Annotated in this window: 13 protein-coding genes, 4 pseudogenes and 1 riboswitch; of the genes and pseudogenes, 12 read left to right on the top strand and 5 right to left on the bottom strand. The window is 43.6% G+C overall.

Features of this window, described 5'->3' with window-relative positions:
- Positions 1 to 32 precede the first annotated feature (32 nt).
- The 5 genes and pseudogenes from N4T56_RS04210 (at position 33) to N4T56_RS04190 (ending at position 5,210) form a co-directional block, all read left to right on the top strand.
- Positions 33 to 848, top strand: a complete 816-nt coding sequence (locus tag N4T56_RS04210; protein WP_261732342.1) for an enoyl-CoA hydratase-related protein — start codon at positions 33 to 35, stop codon at positions 846 to 848.
- A pseudogene (locus N4T56_RS04205) lies at positions 848 to 2,878 on the top strand (acetyl/propionyl/methylcrotonyl-CoA carboxylase subunit alpha). Before N4T56_RS04210 ends, N4T56_RS04205 begins: the two are co-directional and overlap by 1 nt.
- Positions 2,879 to 3,769 (top strand): hydroxymethylglutaryl-CoA lyase, encoded by an 891-nt coding sequence (locus N4T56_RS04200; RefSeq protein WP_261732341.1) that lies wholly within the window; start codon positions 2,879 to 2,881, stop codon positions 3,767 to 3,769.
- A 66-nt stretch (positions 3,770 to 3,835) separates the two neighbouring features.
- A complete protein-coding gene (locus tag N4T56_RS04195) occupies positions 3,836 to 4,540 on the top strand; it encodes a CoA transferase subunit A (protein ID WP_261732340.1) in 705 nt (234 codons plus the stop codon).
- A 13-nt stretch (positions 4,541 to 4,553) separates the two neighbouring features.
- A complete protein-coding gene (locus N4T56_RS04190) occupies positions 4,554 to 5,210 on the top strand; it encodes a 3-oxoacid CoA-transferase subunit B (protein ID WP_261732339.1) in 657 nt (218 codons plus the stop codon).
- A gap of 65 nt (positions 5,211 to 5,275) precedes the next feature.
- Here the strand turns inward: N4T56_RS04190 and N4T56_RS04185 are convergent, their stop codons facing one another.
- Positions 5,276 to 6,133, bottom strand: a complete 858-nt coding sequence (locus N4T56_RS04185) for a universal stress protein (protein WP_261732338.1) — start codon at positions 6,131 to 6,133, stop codon at positions 5,276 to 5,278.
- A gap of 401 nt (positions 6,134 to 6,534) precedes the next feature.
- Here N4T56_RS04185 and N4T56_RS04180 point away from each other — a divergent pair, with 401 nt between their 5' ends.
- Together N4T56_RS04180 and N4T56_RS04175 are read left to right on the top strand one after the other, a co-directional pair.
- Positions 6,535 to 7,503 carry a cation:proton antiporter gene (locus tag N4T56_RS04180; protein WP_261732337.1) on the top strand — a complete coding sequence of 323 codons (969 nt, stop codon included), beginning with the start codon at positions 6,535 to 6,537 and terminating at the stop codon, positions 7,501 to 7,503.
- 494 nt (positions 7,504 to 7,997) lie between these two features.
- Positions 7,998 to 9,789, top strand: a pseudogene (locus N4T56_RS04175) (acyl-CoA dehydrogenase C-terminal domain-containing protein).
- Between the two features lie 71 nt (positions 9,790 to 9,860).
- Here N4T56_RS04175 and N4T56_RS04170 read toward each other — a convergent pair.
- The 4 genes and pseudogenes from N4T56_RS04170 to N4T56_RS04155 all read right to left on the bottom strand — a co-directional run bounded on the left by N4T56_RS04170 (position 9,861) and on the right by N4T56_RS04155 (position 14,410).
- Complete coding sequence (locus N4T56_RS04170) at positions 9,861 to 10,439, bottom strand: thymidine kinase (RefSeq protein ID WP_261732336.1); 579 nt, start codon at positions 10,437 to 10,439, stop codon at positions 9,861 to 9,863.
- A 145-nt stretch (positions 10,440 to 10,584) separates the two neighbouring features.
- Positions 10,585 to 12,143 (bottom strand): annotated as a pseudogene (locus N4T56_RS04165) (Na+/H+ antiporter NhaC family protein).
- A gap of 79 nt (positions 12,144 to 12,222) precedes the next feature.
- Positions 12,223 to 12,437, bottom strand: a riboswitch (Lysine riboswitch).
- A gap of 298 nt (positions 12,438 to 12,735) precedes the next feature.
- Complete coding sequence (locus N4T56_RS04160) at positions 12,736 to 13,659, bottom strand: electron transfer flavoprotein subunit alpha/FixB family protein (RefSeq protein WP_261732335.1); 924 nt, start codon at positions 13,657 to 13,659, stop codon at positions 12,736 to 12,738.
- A 1-nt stretch (position 13,660) separates the two neighbouring features.
- A complete protein-coding gene (locus N4T56_RS04155) occupies positions 13,661 to 14,410 on the bottom strand; it encodes an electron transfer flavoprotein subunit beta/FixA family protein (RefSeq protein ID WP_261732334.1) in 750 nt (249 codons plus the stop codon).
- Positions 14,411 to 14,847: 437 nt separating this feature from the next.
- On the opposite strand from N4T56_RS04155, the gene N4T56_RS04150 reads away from it, so the two are divergent.
- The 5 genes and pseudogenes from N4T56_RS04150 to N4T56_RS04130 all read left to right on the top strand — a co-directional run bounded on the left by N4T56_RS04150 (position 14,848) and on the right by N4T56_RS04130 (position 19,131).
- Positions 14,848 to 15,258, top strand: coding sequence for an H-NS histone family protein (locus tag N4T56_RS04150; RefSeq protein WP_238102923.1), 411 nt, complete (start codon positions 14,848 to 14,850; stop codon positions 15,256 to 15,258).
- Between the two features lie 150 nt (positions 15,259 to 15,408).
- Complete coding sequence (rcsF, locus tag N4T56_RS04145) at positions 15,409 to 15,804, top strand: Rcs stress response system protein RcsF (RefSeq protein ID WP_261732333.1); 396 nt, start codon at positions 15,409 to 15,411, stop codon at positions 15,802 to 15,804.
- Positions 15,805 to 15,899: 95 nt separating this feature from the next.
- The gene (gene tsaA / locus N4T56_RS04140) at positions 15,900 to 16,685 is read left to right on the top strand and encodes a tRNA (N6-threonylcarbamoyladenosine(37)-N6)-methyltransferase TrmO (protein WP_261732332.1); all 786 of its coding nucleotides are present in this window, start codon (positions 15,900 to 15,902) and stop codon (positions 16,683 to 16,685) included.
- Positions 16,685 to 17,296, top strand: coding sequence for an acyltransferase (locus N4T56_RS04135; RefSeq protein WP_261732331.1), 612 nt, complete (start codon positions 16,685 to 16,687; stop codon positions 17,294 to 17,296). The genes tsaA and N4T56_RS04135 overlap by 1 nt, the downstream gene beginning before the upstream one ends.
- 117 nt (positions 17,297 to 17,413) lie before the next feature.
- A pseudogene (locus N4T56_RS04130) lies at positions 17,414 to 19,131 on the top strand (proline--tRNA ligase).
- The last annotated feature ends 130 nt before the right edge of the window (positions 19,132 to 19,261 follow it).

Genomic DNA, 19,261 nt, shown 5'->3' with positions numbered 1-19,261 from the left:
CGGTTAATTCAACAAATAAGGAGTCATAAATCATGTTATCAAACCCATATAAATTTATTGAATGCCGCCTTGAACAAGGGGTGGCAGAGCTTATTTTAAATCGCGTTGACGTCCACAATGCCTTTGATGAAGTGATGATCAGCGAGATGATCCAAGCTATCGAAAGCTTTGCCAGTAACAATCAATGTAATATGTTGATATTACGTGCTAATGGCAAAAACTTTAGTGCTGGCGCCGACCTCAATTGGATGCGCAAACAAGCACAAATGGACTTTGAACAAAACCTCACTGATGCCCATGAGCTTGCTAAGCTAATGCACGTACTCGACAAATTTCCCAAACCGACCATCGCCCTTGTGCAAGGTGCCGCGTTTGGTGGTGCATTAGGCTTAATTTGCTGCTGCGATATTGCCATTGCCACCACTCGCGCCAGTTTTTGCTTAAGTGAAGTCAAACTCGGGCTGATCCCAGCTGTAATCAGCCCTTATGTGGTTCGTGCCATGGGTAATCGTCAATCACGCCGCTTTATGCTCACCGCTGAACGTTTTAGTGCTGATGTTGCCTTAACCCATCAAGTCATTCACGCCATTAACGACGACCTAGATGCCGCAGCAGCGCCTTTTATTGCTGCATTGAATGCCAACAGCCCTCAAGGCATGGCATGGGCAAAAAATCTTGTGGCGTATTTAGAAAACGGCGTAATTGACCACGAAACGCTCAACTTTACCAGCGAGCAAATTGCTCGTATTCGTGTATCAGATGAAGGTCAAGAAGGCCTTAACGCCTTCTTTGAAAAACGACCGCCAGCATGGCAAACCGCTAAATCTGATCCACAAGGAGCCCAATAATGTTTACCAAATTACTGATTGCTAACCGTGGTGAAATTGCGTGCCGTATTATTAAAACCGCCCAAACCATGGGCGTACGCACCATCGCCCTTTATTCTGATGCCGACAAAGATGCCCGTCATGTCGCCATGGCTGATGAGTCATATTACCTAGGCGGCAGCGCCCCTGCTGACTCATACCTAAAAGCTGACTTGATTATTGAAATAGCCAAAAAGTCTGGCGCAGAAGCTATTCACCCAGGTTATGGTTTTTTGTCAGAAAATGCCGAATTCGCCCGCAAATGTGAGCAAAATGGTATTGCCTTTGTTGGCCCAAGTAGCGATGCCATTGATGCCATGGGCAGTAAAAGTGCCGCCAAAAAGATCATGTCAAAAGCCAATGTCCCCTTGGTGCCTGGCTATCACGGTGACGATCAAACCGATGCAACCTTAATTGCCGAAGCAAAAGCCGTTGGTTTTCCTTTGTTAATTAAAGCGGCCTACGGCGGCGGTGGCAAAGGGATGCGTATCGTTGAAAACGAAGGCGAAATACTTGAAGCCATTAAGTCTGCACGCCGTGAAGCCATCTCGTCATTTGGTAATGACAAACTACTCATGGAGCGCTATTTACGCCAACCGCGCCATGTCGAATTACAAATATTTGCCGACACACATAGCAACGCCATTTATTTATCTGACCGTGACTGCTCTATTCAACGTCGCCATCAAAAAGTGGTTGAAGAAGCGCCAGCACCCGGTTTATCAGACGAACTGCGTGCCCAAATGGGTAATGCCGCAGTAGCAGCAGCTAAAGCCATTGATTATGTTGGCGCAGGCACGGTTGAGTTTTTACTGGATACCGACAACAGCTTTTACTTTATGGAAATGAATACCCGATTACAGGTCGAACACCCTGTAACCGAAATGGTAACTGGCCAAGACTTGGTGAAATGGCAGTTAGTGGTCGCCAGTGGTGGCGAATTGCCGCTACGCCAAGATGAAGTGCGTATCCATGGGCATTCTTTTGAAGTACGCATTTACGCTGAAGATCCGCAAAACGAATTTTTACCCGCCAGCGGTAAGCTAAACTTTTTGCGTGAACCAGAGCAAAATCGTCACGTACGAATAGATTCAGGCATTCGTGAAAACGATGTTATCAGTAATTTTTACGACCCAATGATCGCCAAGCTGATTGTATGGGACGAGTCACGCCCTCGCGCCCTGCAACGTTTAGTGCATGCGCTTGAGTCATACCAAATCAGTGGCCTTAAACATAACATCGAGTTTTTAGCCAATATTGCCGAGCACCCAGCCTTTGCAGCTGCCGACTTCTGCACCGACTTTATTGAACGATATGGCGACACCTTAATTGGTGATGCCGCCATTGAAGCCGATACCGCATTAGCACTAGCAGGACTGTTTCAAGTGTTGTCTCGCAAACAAGCGGCAAAAGCGCTGGCCATAAACAGCGCCGACCCATATTCACCTTGAGGCCTCGTGAGCGGCTTTAGACTCAATAGTTCAAGCGTACACCATGTGTCGCTGTTAACTGATACCGCAACGGCCACTCAACAGCACGATCTCGTTATTACCGCCGTGGGTGAGCAATATCAATTATGCATACATGAGCAAGTGCTAAACCTAGCAGGTGATCTCAAAGCAGACTTACTTTTAGCCGAAATTAATGGCCACAAAAGCAAAGTACCTGTGAGCCACCAAGGTGACGACTTTACGCTATTTTTACCTTCTGGCAGTTATCACTTTAAAGCCATATTGGCTCAAGTGACTGAAGAGGTGGTAAACCATGCAGATAAGCTTAAAGCACCAATGAACGGCACAGTGGTAACCCATTTAGTTGAAGTAGGCGAACAAGTTAAGGCGAGCCAAGGTTTATTAGTGATGGAAGCCATGAAAATGGAATACACCATCGAAGCGCCGTTTGATGGCGTGGTGAGCGAGTTTTACTTCCAAAGCGGTGAGCTTGTCAGTGACGGTGCACAACTATTAAACGTTGAACCATTAGCCTCTGAAGCTAACGTCGAGGAAGCGTAAATGTTACCGACTAAAGTGAGCATTTTTGAAGTCGGCGCCCGTGACGGTTTACAAAACGAAGTGCCGGTGACCACTGCAGACAAACTCACGCTAATCACCCAACTTGCCGATGCAGGCATTAAGCGTATTGAAGCAGGCAGCTTCGTGTCACCTAAATGGGTGCCACAAATGGCAGACTCCCATGAGGTACTGCAGCAACTTAAACGCCAAGCGGGTGTGGTTTACAGTGCCTTAACCCCCAACCTAAAAGGGTTTGAACTGGCATTAGCGGCTGGCGCCGATGAAGTGGCTATTTTTGGCGCCGCATCAGAGAGTTTTAGCCAGAAAAATATTAACTGCTCAATTGATGAGTCAATCGAGCGCTTTGCTCCGTTAATGGAAGCCGCCAAACAACATGGGCTTGCAGTGCGCGGGTATGTATCTTGTGTGCTCGGTTGCCCATATGAAGGCGATATTTCGGTGAGTAACGTCGCCAGAGTCTCTGAGATCCTTTATAAAATGGGCTGCTACGAAATCTCATTAGGCGACACCATCGGTGTGGGTACGCCCACTAAAGCACGGCAAATGCTTGAAGCTGTCGCTAAAGTAGTGCCCATAGACAAGTTAGCTTTACATTTTCACGACACCTACGGCCAAGCGTTAGCCAACATACTTGCCTGCCTTGAAACCGGTGTCAGCGTGTTTGATACCTCGGTTGCAGGCTTAGGCGGCTGCCCCTATGCCAAAGGTGCGTCAGGCAATCTTGCCACAGAAGATTTAGTTTACATGCTCCATGGCATGGGCATTGATACCGGTATTGATCTCACAAAGCTTGCGCTTGCAGGCGACACCATTAGCCGCGTGTTGGGGCGCGCTAATGGGTCTAAAGTGGCAAATGCAATCAGAACATAATCACATATACTCACAGGGGTGAGGTAAAACACTCCTCCTTGTGAACATAACAATAAGGACAACAAGATGGCAGGATTCAATAAAGTCGTCCACAGCTATGACGAAGCGCTAGCAGGACTGAGTGACGACATGACCATTATGGTCGGCGGATTTGGTTTATGTGGTATTCCTGAAGGCTTAATTAACCACATGGTAAAATTGGGTGTAAAAGGCTTAACCGCCATTTCAAACAACGCTGGTGTTGATGATTTTGGTTTAGGTTTATTACTTAAGCAACATCAAATTTCGACCATGATAGCCTCTTATGTTGGCGAAAATGCCACCTTTGAACAACAAATGTTGTCTGGTGAGCTTAATGTGATACTCACGCCACAAGGCACATTGGCTGAAAAAATTCGTGCTGGCGGTGCCGGTATTCCAGCCTTTTTTACCGCGACAGGTTACGGTACCCCGATTGCTGACGGCAAAGAAACCCGTGAAATTAAAGGTCGTCATTACGTATTAGAAGAATCATTAACGGCAGATTTTGCCTTAGTTCGCGCCTGGAAAGCCGACACTATGGGCAATTTGGTGTTTCGAAAAACTGCCGCTAACTTCAATCCAATGATGGCCACCGCAGGTAAAATCACCGTGGTAGAGGCTGAAGAGATTGTTGAGCCAGGCGAGCTCGACCCAGACCACATCCACACACCCGGTATTTATGTTGATCGCGTTATCAAAGCCAGCTTTGAAAAACGTATCGAGCAACGTACCGTCAAAGCTGCGAAATAAGGGAGACAACACCATGGCACTGACCAGAGAACAACTCGCCCAGCGCGTAGCAAAAGAATTACAAGACGGTTTTTACGTTAATTTAGGTATCGGCATTCCTACGCTTGTGGCTAACTATATTCCACAAGGCATGCAAGTGATGCTGCAATCTGAAAACGGTTTACTCGGCATGGGCGAGTTTCCTACCGAAGAGACAATTGATGCAGACCTTATCAACGCCGGCAAACAAACGGTTACCGCAGTTGCTGGCGCGTCATTCTTTTCATCTGCAGAAAGCTTTGCGATGATCCGTGGCGGCCACGTAGACCTCACCGTATTAGGTGCATTTGAAGTTGATGTTAACGGCTCTATCGCCTCATGGATGATCCCAGGTAAACTGATTAAAGGTATGGGCGGCGCAATGGATTTAGTCGCTGGCGCTGACAATATTATTGTCACCATGATGCATGCAGACAAGCATGGTAATTCAAAATTACTGCCCAAATGTGAACTGCCATTAACTGGTTATGGTTGCATTAAACGCGTAATGACCGATTTAGCCTTTATGGAAATTAAAGACGGCGCATTCCATCTTTTAGAGCGCGCACCTGGCGTATCTGTTGAAGAGATCGTCACAAAAACAGCTGGTAAATTAGTGGTGCCAGAACACGTACCCGAAATGACGTTTTAAGAATAAATAGTTATGATCAATAAGCCCGGTTTTTACCGGGCTTTTTGTTACTGGCTTTATGAGTGTTATTCTTCTGTTGGGATAACCAAAACATTACTGCGCATCCGGCTTAAAATGGCTTCTGCAGTATTACCAATAATTCGCCCTAACAAGCCTTGGCGCTGCCTTGCACCGACCACAAAGTATTGGCTTTTTAAGCGGCAGGCTAATTCAAATAAACATAATTCAGGCTCACCGGTAATGATGTGCATGCAATCTGCATCAACACCTATCTCAGCAATTTTTTGTTTATGCTCCGCATACGCCTTTTTCACTAAAGCATTGATATCAAGTAAATCCATATCGCGCACAATTTGCGGAATTCTGAGTACATAAGCCACATGTAGCTTTGTTCCCGTCGCTTTAGCAAACTGCTTTCCATGGGCGATAACGGCATCATTAAGACGTTGTTTCGCAGGGTTACTGGTGCCAAGGTCAATTGAGATTAAGGTCGTTTGTCCATTATTGAGCGGATTGTTTGTGAGTAATAATAACGGTATTTTAGTATGACGAATAAGTTGCCAGTCGGTGGGTAAATAATGGTCTGCGTGATGTACTGCTTTAACCATTAAATCAAAGCCATGACGATGGGCATGACTGCAAGCATGCTCGAAAAGGTATTTACTCCAAATAACATGTAGCGGTACATTGTCAGCATCGAGCGTATCTAAATGGGTATGTAATTGTTTTTCTCGTTGAGTCATCAAGGCTTTTTGAGCAAGTCCCGCTACTTTTGGGTTATCTCGATCGGCACCGTTTAAATAAGCATAAGTATAAGCAAACACTTCGGCTTGTTTATTTAATTGCTTCGCTAAGGTTAACCCATGAGCAATAGCATCTGTGTGGGCTCTTTCCATTTGAGCAATAACAAACAATTTGTTCATTTAAATCTCCTTATGGGCGTGTTAATGATTTATGTTGTAACCAAAGTTTTTTCACATATCAATATCGTCGCGATATAAGGAAAAATAACCCACAACCTCAACATTAACGACTGCAACATACGCAATAGCATTCTCAATAAAACGTGAGCTAACAACTATCTTTAGCTTAGCCAATAGCGTAACTTTATCCATAAGTATCGATACAAAAATTGATCAACATCAACTTTGTTAGATCAAAGCAATCAAATAGATATTGCCCTACTCAGAGGAAATTTGATGGCAATTGATAGCTTTGTCCTGTCACTCTTCGCCATGCTTGTTGCGTAGCCGTTTATTAGGTGAGTTGAGTGCTAGATTAGGATTTCCGAGCGTGGTGGGAGAAGTCACCGCGGGGATTATTATTGTACTCGTCATTGCTCAATTGGGTGCCCCCGCACAGCACCTTAGCCATCATTGCCGAACTAGGTGTAATATTACTGCTGTTTGATATCGGCTGTGAAACCTCAATCAAACGTTTGGCACATTCTGGCCGTAAAGCAATGCGTGTTGCGTTATTAGGCATTGGTATTCCGTTATTGGCTTGCGGTATTGCCAGCATGTATTGGCTTGCTATCCCTCCCTTTACCGCACTATTTTTTGGCTGCGCTCTCACGGCCACCAGCATTGGTATTTCAATGCGAGTATTAAGTTTAAATAATCAAACACAAAGTGTTGCTGGGCATATTATTCTTGGCGCTGCCGTTATCGACGATATCGTCGGGGTAATTTTACTCAGTGTGTTGTTTAATTTTGCTTCATCAGGTGAGTTTTCTATTAGCTCAACCTTGATGTTATTTGCCATGATTGCTGCTTTTATTATGTTAAGTCCGCCGTTAGTGAGAACCATTATTTATTTAACCCGTTGGTTACACCTTAAAGCCAGTATTCCGGGCTATGAAGTCATGGTCGTTATGGCATTAATTTGTCTATTTGCCTGGTTAGCCCACTGGTTTGGCACACCAGCCATTTTAGGTGGATTTGCCGTAGGCATGGGCTTATCAAGACAATTCACCTCGCCCTTTAATCGGTATCTCAAAAACCCTTTTGCTTTTACTCATAAACTCGAAGAATCAGCTAAACCATTAGTGCAATTATTCAGCCCTATCTTTTTTGTCTATGTGGGAATTAGTCTTGATATTAGTCAGTTAGATTTGAGCTTAATGGGGATACTGTTATTGTTTGGATTAACGTTAATTGCCGTGTCAGCCAAGTTTGTAGCAGGACTCACAGCCAGTTCTGATTGGCAAGAAAGGTGTATTGTCGGTTCAGCAATGGTACCTCGTGGCGAGGTAGGACTCGTGTTTGCAGAAATGGCCGCCAGCTTGGGGTGATTCACGCGAAAGAATTTGCGATTTTAGTCATGGTAATCGCCTTAACGACACTTATTGAAGCCGCTGATGTTAAAATTAACCTTACGTCGACAATCCAAGTAAATAGCGCCGTTATTTAAGAATATATTGCAGTGCTTTGTCTAAATGGCATCATTTTAATCTGCAGTATATCCCCTAACCTTCATATCTCCCCCCAGTTTATAAACCAACTTGCGCACTTATTTTATGCCGCATTTAAGTTATTTAGACACGACTTAAACAGTTTATTTTTCACTTACATATGATCTTTTACAACTAAATATGGGTATCAATGTTCACAGTCAATCCATCGTGAGATTAACACCCAACAAATAAGTTTACGCTTACGTAAAAATAATACTGAGTTTTTACTCGAAATTGGGTATGTTAGGTGACTAACAAAACAAACATCGCACCAGTGACGTTTACCTCGGTCACTCAAACCGTAAAAGTAATAACCAACCAAGGAATGACTTATGCCTATTTACCAAGCTCCTCTGCGTGATTACCAATTCATTTTGTCTGAATTGCTGAACATCTATCAACAAACTGATTTACGTGGTTTTGATGAAATAGATGCCGATCTCACTGACGCGATTTTGCAAGGCGTTGCCGACTTTACCACCGACATTATGCTGCCACTCAATGCCAGCGGTGATTTAGAGGGCTGCAAACTGGTTGACGGAAAAGTTATTACACCCAAAGGCTTTAAGCAAGCTTACAAACAATATGTAGAAGATGGTTGCGCCACATTAACATGCGACCCTGAGTACGGCGGCCAAGGTTTACCAGAAGTGATTGGCACGTTTGCTACCGAAATGAAAACGGCAACCAACATGGCGTTTGCCATGTACCCAGGGCTTACCCATGGCGCATATTCGGCAATTCACGTACATGGTAGCGATGAACTAAAACAAAAGTACCTCGCCAAATTAGTGAGCGGTGAATGGACTGGCACCATGAACTTAACCGAATCTCATGCGGGGACGGATTTAGCGCTACTGCGCACTAAAGCCGTTCCTGCGGGTGATGATCTGTATGCCATCAGTGGTGAAAAAATCTTTATTTCATCTGGCGATCACGATCTCGCAGAAAATATCATTCATTTAGTATTAGCACGCCTACCTGATGCGCCTGAAGGCGTGAAAGGGATTTCGTTATTTGCCGTACCTAAGTTTTTAGTCAATGCCGATGGCAGCTTAGGTGAAGCCAACACATTAAGTGCTACCGGTTTAGAGCACAAAATGGGCATTCACGGTAACTCGACCTGTGTGATGCATTTTGACAGTGCAATAGGTGAGCTCGTTGGCGCGCCACATCAAGGCCTAAAAGCCATGTTTACTATGATGAACCAGGCTCGTTTAGGCGTCGGTATTCAAGGCTTAGGTGTGTCAGACATTGCTTACCAAAACGCATTAGTCTATGCCAAAGAGCGCATTCAAGGCCGTGCATTAAGCGGTGTAAAACAGCCTGAGCAAGCTGCTGACTCATTACTTGTGCATGGTGATGTTCGCCGTATGTTGTTGTCACAAAAATCGTTTAACGAGGGTACCCGCGCGCTAATGCAGCCAACAAGCATTATGGCTTGATGAAGCTGAGCGCCATACCGATCCAGCTAGAGCGAAACAAGCCTCTGCACTTGCCGCACTGTTCACTCCCATTGTAAAAGGTTTTGTTACTGACCAGGGCTTTAAAGCCTGTGTCGATGCACAGCAAGTATACGGTGGCCATGGTTATATTAATGAATGGGGTATGGAGCAGTTTGTCCGTGATATCCGTATTGCGATGATTTATGAAGGCACTAATGGTGTACAAGCACTTGATTTGGTCGGTCGTAAATTGCTGGCAGATAAAGGCGCGGCATTAACGCTATGGTCCGATATGGTCAAAGAGCTCGTGCAGCAACATGCAACTAATGATGCGATGAAACCTTATTTAGCGGGGTTAATGGATGCGGCGGGCGATCTTGAAAAAGCCACTGGCTTTATTGTTCAAGCTGCCAGTAAAAATCCCGACTTAATTGGCGCGGCATCGATGGCTTATATGCAGTTATTCGGTATTTGTGCCCTTGCCTGGATGTGGACTCGTGTTGCTGCAACGTCATTAGCCGCATTAAAAGCAGGAACCGAAGAAGTGGGCTTTTACCAGGCTAAACTTAAAACAGCACAGTTCTTTATGTGCTATTGGGGCAGTCAAACTCGCAGCTTACGCAAACAGATTGAATCTAGCAGTGCTGATATTGTTGATTTCGCAGACGCTGATTTTTAATCGGTAAATGCAAACAAAAAGCCGCGTCACTTTCATGACGCGGCTTTTTTATTCAATCAGGTTAGGTTGACCTAATCCCACAAAAACTCTCTAAAATGCTTACGACACACTGACTCATAACTTTCATTACCGCCAATGGCGACCTGCTCACCTTCTCGCATCGGCTTACCTTCATAGTCCAGTCTTACCACCATGTTAGCTTTACGGCCACAATGACAAATTGTTTTTAGCTCAACTAATTTGTCAGCCCAGGCCAATAAATATTGGCTGCCGGGGAACAGTTCGCCTTGGAAATCATTGCGCAGCCCATAACACAACACGGGAATATCCATGTTATCGACCACATGTGTTAACTGACGCACTTGCTCTTTACTTAAAAACTGACTTTCATCGACCAGTACGCAATGAATTTTTTGCTCATCATGAGAAGTCGAAATGAGTTTAATTAAATTATCATCACTCCCAAAGACCTGCGCATCCGTTTCAATACCAATACGTGATGACACTTTGCCGACACCATAACGATTGTCTATCGACGCCGTCATCACCAAGGTATGCATTCCGCGCTCACGGTAATTATAAGAAGACTGCAGCAATGAAGTCGATTTACCGGCATTCATTGCCGAATAGTAAAAGTACAGTTGCGCCAAAATCTAGTGTCCTAATCGTTGGTCATTTTATACAGCTTATAGTAACTGGTTTAACATGCTAACAACAAACAAAAATGCCGTATTCGTTATGAATACGGCATTTTTTAATACGTAACGTTTATGAGGTTTGCCTCTAAGCTTTAGATTATTTTTTTGCCCAAAAATGCAGTATCACAATACTCAACACAAACAACACGGCACAACTTATTAGTCCAGCCACTAACGATGCGGTATACCCTAAAACGGTATAACCCACTAGGCTGATAGTCGCAGCGATTAGCGCATAAGGTAATTGCGTCACAACATGGTCAATATGATGACAACTCGCGCCAGTTGATGACAAAATGGTGGTGTCTGATATCGGTGAACAATGATCGCCAAACACCGCACCAGACAAAACCGCGGCCAACATAGGTAACATCATGGTGCTGTCACTGCCCATTGCCATATCGGCGGCAATGGGTAGCATAATCCCAAACGTCCCCCAGCTGGTGCCGGTCGAAAATGCCGTTATGCCAGCTAATAAAAATAGCCCTGCGGGTAATAGCGCAAAGGGAATATTATCAGTGGCTAAACTCGCCATATACTTACCAGTTTCAAGCTCTCCAATCACACCAGCAATGGTCCAAGCAAACAATAAGATATAAACCGCAGGTAACATCGAAAGGCCCCTACCTTCATGCCTTGCAATAACATCGACCATGCCACTTTCTGCTTAATAGCAAGCACTACAGTAGCAATGAAACCAACAATAGAACCCAAAAAGAGTGATGAGCTGACATCGGTATTTTCAAATGCACCTAATACGCTAAAAGGTAACTCACTTGTCGCTAATGCATCTGCGCCGCTAGATACCATAAAATACACAGTCGCAAACACTAATATCGCGATAGGTAAGAATAATCCAACCACTTTACCTGTATCAGCTTCAGGCAAGTCAGAAGTCGCCCCTGGCGGTTGACCTTTAGATTCGTCAAATAAATCGCCACGAAGCGCATTTAACTCATGCTGACGTAAAGTGGCAACGTCTAAGCTAAATGTTGCCACGCATAAAAGTAACAGTAACGAAATAAGTGCGTAAAAGTTCATGGGGATCATTTGTATAAACACGCTCAAATGACCTGTATCAGCAAAACCGTGCGCCGTTAAAATACCGCCAATTAACGCAATAATGTAAGCGCCCCAGCTCGATACTGGAGAAATAACGCATATTGGCGCTGCGGTAGAATCAAGAATATAGGCAAGCTTTGCACGAGAAACATGGTAACGGTCAGTAATAGGACGAGAAATAGAACCCACAACCAAACTATTAAAGTAATCGTCAATAAATACCACGCAGCCTAAAAACATGGTCATTAACTTAGCGTCGCGCTTATTGCGAATACGCAATTTAGCCCAATCAGCAAAAGCACGGGCAGAACCACTTACGGTAATTAATGCAGTGATCATCCCTAATACAATTAAAAAGCCCAAAATGTAGACGTTCCAACTATTCAGTGCAGCATCTTTCCACACTAACTGACTCACCGTTGTCGCAATATATTCACCACTGCTAAGCAATGAAAAATCGGTCAATAGTAACGCCCCAAAAATAATGCCTACCCCTAAAGAAAGCAGGACTTTACGGGTTAATATGGCCAGTGTAATCGCCACAACAGGTGGCAAAACAGACAGTGCCGAATCGGCATAACTTATTATCATAATTTAATTATTTCTTCGTGGGATACGAATGGAGAAAAACTAGAAATAAGGCTAAACATACACAGGAAATGTATGCATTAACATTACTAGTAGCACTCCACAGTCATACCCATTTTATATGAATATCATTTTTTATCATGTCGATAAAAACACCATGACAGTGCAGTCCCTTTCGAGAACTGCCCCAACAAATGAGGTTGATAAGCTCATTTATTTCGGCATTGCATCCTTTAATGTTGAATTATCGGCATCACCCAACTCAACCTTACTCTTATGCAATGCACCTCTACTTTTGCTTGTTGTAAAAACCACATCACAAAAAGCGCCAATATAAAATCATAAATGGATGCATCCAGTGCTAGTAAAAAAACGCAAAAATGCTGTCTCAATAACAAAAGCACCACGTTAACCACAATTCCATTGCATTAGTTTAACATTTTAAATCAAATAGGCACTAACCAAGAGGCCAAAACAGCAAACGCGCCATTCCACAAAGTGATAGCCCATAAAAAAGGTTTCTACTTAAGCAAAGTAGAAACCTTCAAGTGAGTGAGCAAATTATCTCAAAGGGTTTTAGCCTTCAAGACACCTGCCCTTAAACTAGGCCGTTTAATGCAGGAACCGCCTCAAATAAATCAGCCACTAAGCCATAGTCAGCCACCTGGAATATTGGTGCTTCAGGATCTTTGTTAATAGCAACAATTACCTTAGAGTCCTTCATACCCGCAAGATGCTGAATAGCACCAGAAATACCGACCGCAATGTACAAGTCTGGCGCAACGATTTTACCCGTTTGTCCGACTTGTAAATCGTTGGGTACAAAGCCAGCATCAACAGCCGCGCGAGATGCCCCCACAGCTGCGCCTAACTTATCGGCAAGCTGTTCTAAAATAGCAAAGTTCTCACCGCTACCCATACCACGGCCGCCTGATACGATAATACCCGCATTACCTAGCTCGGGACGAGCCGATTCAGTTAAGGCTTGTGAAACAAAATCTGTGCGCGCAGCAATAGACAGAGTAAGGTTAACGGCTTCTGCACTGCCCGTTGAAGCTGCAGCATCAAATGCACTAGAGCGCACTGTCATGACTTTTTTAGCATCTAAACTTTGCACAGTTGCCAATGCGTTACCCGCGTAAATTGGACGAACGAAAGTGTCGCTGCTCAGCACTTCAATCACTTCAGAAATTTGTGATACATCTAATAATGCAGCAACGCGCGGTAAAGTATCTTTACCTACACTGGTCGCAGCGGCCAATACATGTTCATAATCCGCGGCAAGTTCAACAACTAATTTTGATACATTTTCGGCCAGTTGTGCGCTATATTCTGCGCTGTCAGCAACCAACACTTTACTCACACCTGCTAGACTTTGTGCGGCAGTTACCGCGGCAGCGCAATCATGACCGGCGACCAGTACATGTACATCACCACCAATGGCTGTTGCTGCACTCACCACTTTTGCCGTATCAGTTTTTAAGCTGACATTATCGTGTTCTGCTAATACTAAAATGGCCATATTAGATCACCTTCGCTTCGTTTTTTAACTTCTCAACCAATTCTTCAACTGAAGACACTAAAATGCCCGCTTTACGATCCACAGGTGGAGTCACTTTTAACACGGTTTGATGTGCTTTTAAGCTCACACCTAAATCGGCTACAGCTATGGTTTCGAGTGGTTTACGTTTCGCTTTCATAATATTTGGCAATGATGCATAACGTGGCTCATTTAAGCGTAAATCAACAGTAACAATAGCCGGTAAAGGCATGCTTAACGTTTGTAAACCACCATCGATCTCACGTGTTACCGTTGCCTTGTCACCATCTAACTTCACTTCTGAAGCAAATGTTGCTTGTGGCATATCGGTTAATGCCGCAAGCATTTGGCCGGTTTGGTTGTTATCGCCATCAATGGATTGCTTACCAAACAAAATCAGTTGTGCTTGCTCTTTTTCTTGTACCGCTTTTAATAGCTTGGCAATCGACAACGGAACTAAATCCTCGTCGGTTTCGATATGTATTGCGCGGTCGGCTCCCAATGCCATCGCGGTTCTTAATTGCTCTTGCACCGCTTTAGCGCCCACACTCACCACAACAACTTCAGCCGCGATGCCAGCTTCTTTTAAACGAACGGCTTCTTCTACTGCAATCTCACAAAATGGGTTTAACGCCATTTTAAGGTTTGTCGTATCAACATTTGTGTTATCAGCTTTTACCCTGACTTTCACATTGGCATCGACTACGCGTTTAACAGGTACCAATACTTTCATAGGTTTTCCTTCCTACACCTTCAATGTATGTGGACAACACACTGGCTATAGCCAATGCAAGATGGGTTCACTTTACGGCCTGTTAACGTTAACGTCAATCACATTCAAACGCTTGTTTAGATTTTTTTAGCTTTGTTTGTGGCAATTTAACTAAACATGTCATAAAGCAGATAACGAAATATACGCTCAATTATTTAAAATAATCTATTATATCGTTAATTTAATTTGATCCATTGCGCAATAGTTTCTATTATTACGCTTATATTCAGTATTAATTAAAGCTATATTGGTATTCGATTGAGATTAAATCTCAGAAAAATATATAATAACGACCTAAATAAACCACATGCAATACTGAAATTAACCTTGTACGTTGGACATTTTAACTTTTATCACTTTTCATTTTATGAAAAAAAATCATTAGGAAACTAAACAACATGAGTGACTTTTTAGATATTTTAACCCACGGTCGTCGCTTTAAAGCTGCAGTTAAGGAATTATCTCTTGATGATTTACGAGACACCGCAGCTAAGTTAGAAAAAATTATTGCTGACCGCGAAGAGGAAGAAAAATTAGAACTTGAAGCTAATGCTGAACGTAATGCTCGCATTGCTGAAATTCTAGCTCAAATCGAAAACAGTGGTTTATCTATTGAAGATTTAGGTGACGTGACATCTTCACCTAAAGCAACAAAGACAAAACGCGCACCGCGTCCACCAAAATATCAAATCACTGTTGACGGTGAATTAATCCAATGGACTGGTCAAGGCCGCATGCCAACGGTATTCAAAAACCAAGTTGATAGTGGTAAAAGCATGGACCAGTTTTTAATTCCTGGTATGGAATAACAATATTGGTAACAATGTAATCAAATATTAATAACAAAGGGCTTACTTAGGTAAGCCCTTTTTTTTATGTTATTTGAACGCTTTATCATCGTCATCATACAAGGTAAACTCAACTTGCAGATTAATACTTATTATATAAAGGCTACGGCTATGACTTTTTCAGTAAAACAAGCATGGGTTGTTTCAAGTATTGCACTACTATTGAGCGCTTGTGCCAGTGATTATGTATTCAAAAGTAATTTAGACGGCAAAGCCATTAATGAATACTTTAAAGTAAGTGATGTGGTGTTATACGACGGCGACGTACAACCAAAAGGTCATATTGAAGTGTTAGGTTTAGTTGAAGGCGAAGCTTGCCAAGAAACAGAAAAAGACGCACCTCCTCACATGTCTGATGCGCGCAGTAATGCAAGACGAGCCGCAGCTGACCTCGGTGCTAATGGTTTTGTGGTTAAAAGCTGCTTTATGATTAACGAGCCAGACAACAGCTGCTACAGCCGTGCACTTTGTGTTGGGCAAGCCATTAAAACCGCACAAAATCAATAACCAGTAAGCTGATTGCCAAACAGGTGAGTCTTACGTTTGGCTCATCTGTTATTATTGACTTCTCTTAATTTTGGTTAGCTTCTTTCAGGTATTGCATGACTCAAGATGCCGCTCAAACTCATAACGAAAAACCTGCACTTAACGCGTCTTTTAGCAACACAATAAACGCGGTCGCCATTTGTAGAACCCCTTACAAGCAAAAATTTGGTATCCCACGCCAACCAGGGCTTGTCAATGCAACTGGGTATATTGAATTTGAGCCAGCATTTAATCATATCGATGCAGTCAGAGGCATCGAACAATATTCGCATTTATGGTTGCTATTTTGTTTTCATGAAAACCTATCTCAAGGCTGGAAAACCACAGTGCGCCCGCCTCGTCTAGGTGGTAATGAAAAACTAGGCGTGTTTGCTACACGTTCAACATTTAGACCAAACGGTATTGGCCAATCTGTGGTCAAACTTCATGGTGTTGTGCAACGCCACGGTAAAGTCTGCTTAAAGATCTCTGGTATGGACTTGTTAGATGGCACTCCCATTATTGATATCAAACCCTATATCCCTTTCTCTGATGCCATTACCGATGCTAAAGGCGGTATCGCCCAAGATGCGCCAATACTGATACCGGTGAATTACACAAAACTGGCAGCCGAAAAAATTGCCCAATATCAAGTTCAAGAACACTATCAAGGGTTAGCCGAGCTTATTAAAGGAGTATTATCACAAGACCCACGCCCTGCTTATAAAAAAGCCAAGGATGATCCTAAGCTATATCAAGTTGCGTTATACGATTTAGACATCTTTTGGCACGTTACTGATAACGTCATTGAAGTAATAGAATCTAAAGCCCACTTCAGTTGCATTGCTAAAGGATTAGTTTAATGGCTGAAATCGATTACCAAACTCAGCACAAAAAACGACTATCTTGGATGCCTTGGCTGTATTTCTCTCTCAAGCCTAAACACCTGCAATGGGCAAAACCTTGGCAAGATGACATTCAACAACAACTTCGTCTTCTTGAGACTATTCACATCGGTGAGCAGTGTTTCATCGCTCCGCAGGCGCGATTGTTTGCCGAACCAGGTCGAGACATCACCATGGGTAATCAATGCATGATCAGTGCCGATGTATTTATGCATGGCTCTATTACACTCGGCAATGAAGTGGCTATAAATCACGGTTGTAGCTTAGATGGCGGTCGTCATGGCATACACATTGGTCATCAAACGCGTATCGCCAATAATGTCACTATCTACGCGTTTAATCATGGTATGTCTCCTGATACTCCGATATATCAACAAGCTTCACACTCTAAAGGGGTGGTTATTGGAGAGGATGTTTGGATTGGTGCACAAGCAGGGATTGTTGACGGTGTCACCATTGGCAACCATGCCGTCATCGGCATGGGTTGCATTGTCACCAAAAATGTAGCGGAATATGCCATTGTTGCAGGGAATCCAGCTCGAGTCATCGGTGATAGACGAGATAAATAAGTCCCGCTGTGCAATTAAAGTCTCTAAAGCCTTATTTTGAACCGAATTAGCAGGTGACATCATTGATGCAGGTGCTAAAATGACGCTCATTCATAGCTACTATTTTGGACATTGGTAATGCGAGTTAGTAAGTACCTGCTTTCAACACAAAAAGAAACCCCTGCAAACGCAGAGGTGGTTAGTCATCAGTTAATGCTTCGCGCGGGTATGATCCGTCGTAACGCATCAGGTCTTTACAGCTGGTTGCCCTCTGGTTTACGTGTTTTGCGTAAAGTAGAAGCTATTGTTCGTGAAGAAATGAACAAAACTGGTGCCATTGAAATTCTTATGCCATTAGTTCAACCTGCTGACTTGTGGGTTGAAACGGGTCGTTGGGAAAAGTTTGGCTCTGAATTACTGCGTTTTCAAGACCGTCATAACCGTGATTTCGTTTTGGAGCCAACCCACGAAGAAGTGATCACTGACTTGGTGCGTAAAGAACTTAGCTCATACAAACAGTTACCGCTGACCCTTTATCAAGTACAAACCAAATTCCGTGACGAAGTTCGTCCACGTTTTGGGGTGATGCGTGCCCGTGAATTCTTAATGAAAGATGCCTACTCTTTCCATTTAGATCAAGAAACCATGGACAGCACTTATCATGCGATGCATACCGCATACAGCAATATTCTAACTCGCATGGGTTTAGAGTTCCGCCCTGTTCTTGCAGACACCGGCTCAATTGGTGGCAGCATGTCGCATGAGTTCCATGTACTAGCAAACAGTGGAGAAGATTTAATTGCTTATTCAACAGGCAGTGATTACGCCGCTAACATTGAAAAAGCTGAAGCGCCAATCCCAACACAAACTCGTGCAGCTGCAACGCAAGAGATGACGTTAGTGGATACCCCTAATGCAAAAACGATTGCCGAATTAGTAACACAATTCGATGTTGCGATTACCCAAACGGTTAAAACATTAATTGTTAAAGGTGCAACAGAAGATGCACCTTTAGTGGCAGTGGTTGTTCGTGGCGATCATGAGCTAAACGAAATCAAAGCTGAAAAAGTTGCTTTTGTTGCCTCACCACTCGAGTTTGCTTCAGAAGCAGAAATTCGTGATGCCGTTGGTGCAGGCTCTGGCTCATTAGGTACTCTGTTGGCTTAAATATGCCAATTATTATCGATCATAGCGTTGCAGTAATGAGCGACTTTGTCGCTGGCGCGAACACTGAAGATAAACATTATTTCGGCATTAATTGGGAACGTGACTTACCATTAGCGACGGCTGCAGACATTCGTAATGTTGTAGAAGGTGAACCTACACCTGACGGCCAAGGCACTTATGCCATGGCGCGTGGCATTGAAGTGGGTCATATCTTCCAGCTTGGTACCAACTATTCAGAAGCCATGAATGCCACTGTGTTAGATGAAAACGGTAAAGCTCAGGTGTTATTGATGGGTTGTTATGGTGTCGGTGTGAGCCGTATTGTTGCTGCTGCGATTGAGCAAAACAACGATGACCGAGGCATTATTTGGCCAGAAGCAATCGCACCGTTCACAGTCGGTATTTTACCGATGAATATGCACAAATCACATCGCGTTGCCGACATTGCTGAAAAACTATATCAAGACTTAGCAGAAGCGGGTGTTGAAGTACTATTGGATGATCGTAAAGAACGTCCAGGCGTGATGTTTGCTGATATGGAATTAGTTGGTTTACCGCATGTAGTGGTCATTGGCGATCGTAATATCGATGCGGGGGTATTTGAATATAAAAACCGCCGTACCGGTGAAAAACAAGATATCCCATTCGACCAGATTGTTGAATTTTTAACAACTGCAGCCAAGGGTTAATCCCCCTTAGCAGCGCTCACAAACCTCCAAAATACGCACTTTATAGTGCGTTTTTTATTATACCATTTCCATTAATTATGTGACCAATCAGAGTCGCTCAGACTGTTCAGTTTGAGGCGCATTGTTGAAA

The organism is Shewanella phaeophyticola (assembly GCF_025398315.1).
Classification (GTDB): domain Bacteria; phylum Pseudomonadota; class Gammaproteobacteria; order Enterobacterales; family Shewanellaceae; genus Shewanella; species Shewanella phaeophyticola.
The sequence above is the reverse complement of the archived record's forward strand: the minus strand, read 5'-3'. Positions and strand labels throughout refer to the sequence as shown.

Bases quoted from the DNA above. Each gene is read 5' to 3' on its own strand.
- N4T56_RS04210 (WP_261732342.1), top strand. From the start codon at position 33: ATGTTATCAAACCCATATAAATTTATTGAATGCCGCCTTGAACAAGGG.
- N4T56_RS04200 (WP_261732341.1), top strand. From the start codon at position 2,879: ATGTTACCGACTAAAGTGAGCATTTTTGAAGTCGGCGCCCGTGACGGT.
- N4T56_RS04195 (WP_261732340.1), top strand. From the start codon at position 3,836: ATGGCAGGATTCAATAAAGTCGTCCACAGCTATGACGAAGCGCTAGCA.
- N4T56_RS04190 (WP_261732339.1), top strand. From the start codon at position 4,554: ATGGCACTGACCAGAGAACAACTCGCCCAGCGCGTAGCAAAAGAATTA.
- N4T56_RS04185 (WP_261732338.1), bottom strand. From the start codon at position 6,133: ATGAACAAATTGTTTGTTATTGCTCAAATGGAAAGAGCCCACACAGAT.
- N4T56_RS04160 (WP_261732335.1), bottom strand. From the start codon at position 13,659: ATGGCCATTTTAGTATTAGCAGAACACGATAATGTCAGCTTAAAAACT.
- N4T56_RS04155 (WP_261732334.1), bottom strand. From the start codon at position 14,410: ATGAAAGTATTGGTACCTGTTAAACGCGTAGTCGATGCCAATGTGAAA.
- N4T56_RS04150 (WP_238102923.1), top strand. From the start codon at position 14,848: ATGAGTGACTTTTTAGATATTTTAACCCACGGTCGTCGCTTTAAAGCT.
- rcsF (WP_261732333.1), top strand. From the start codon at position 15,409: ATGACTTTTTCAGTAAAACAAGCATGGGTTGTTTCAAGTATTGCACTA.
- tsaA (WP_261732332.1), top strand. From the start codon at position 15,900: ATGACTCAAGATGCCGCTCAAACTCATAACGAAAAACCTGCACTTAAC.
- N4T56_RS04135 (WP_261732331.1), top strand. From the start codon at position 16,685: ATGGCTGAAATCGATTACCAAACTCAGCACAAAAAACGACTATCTTGG.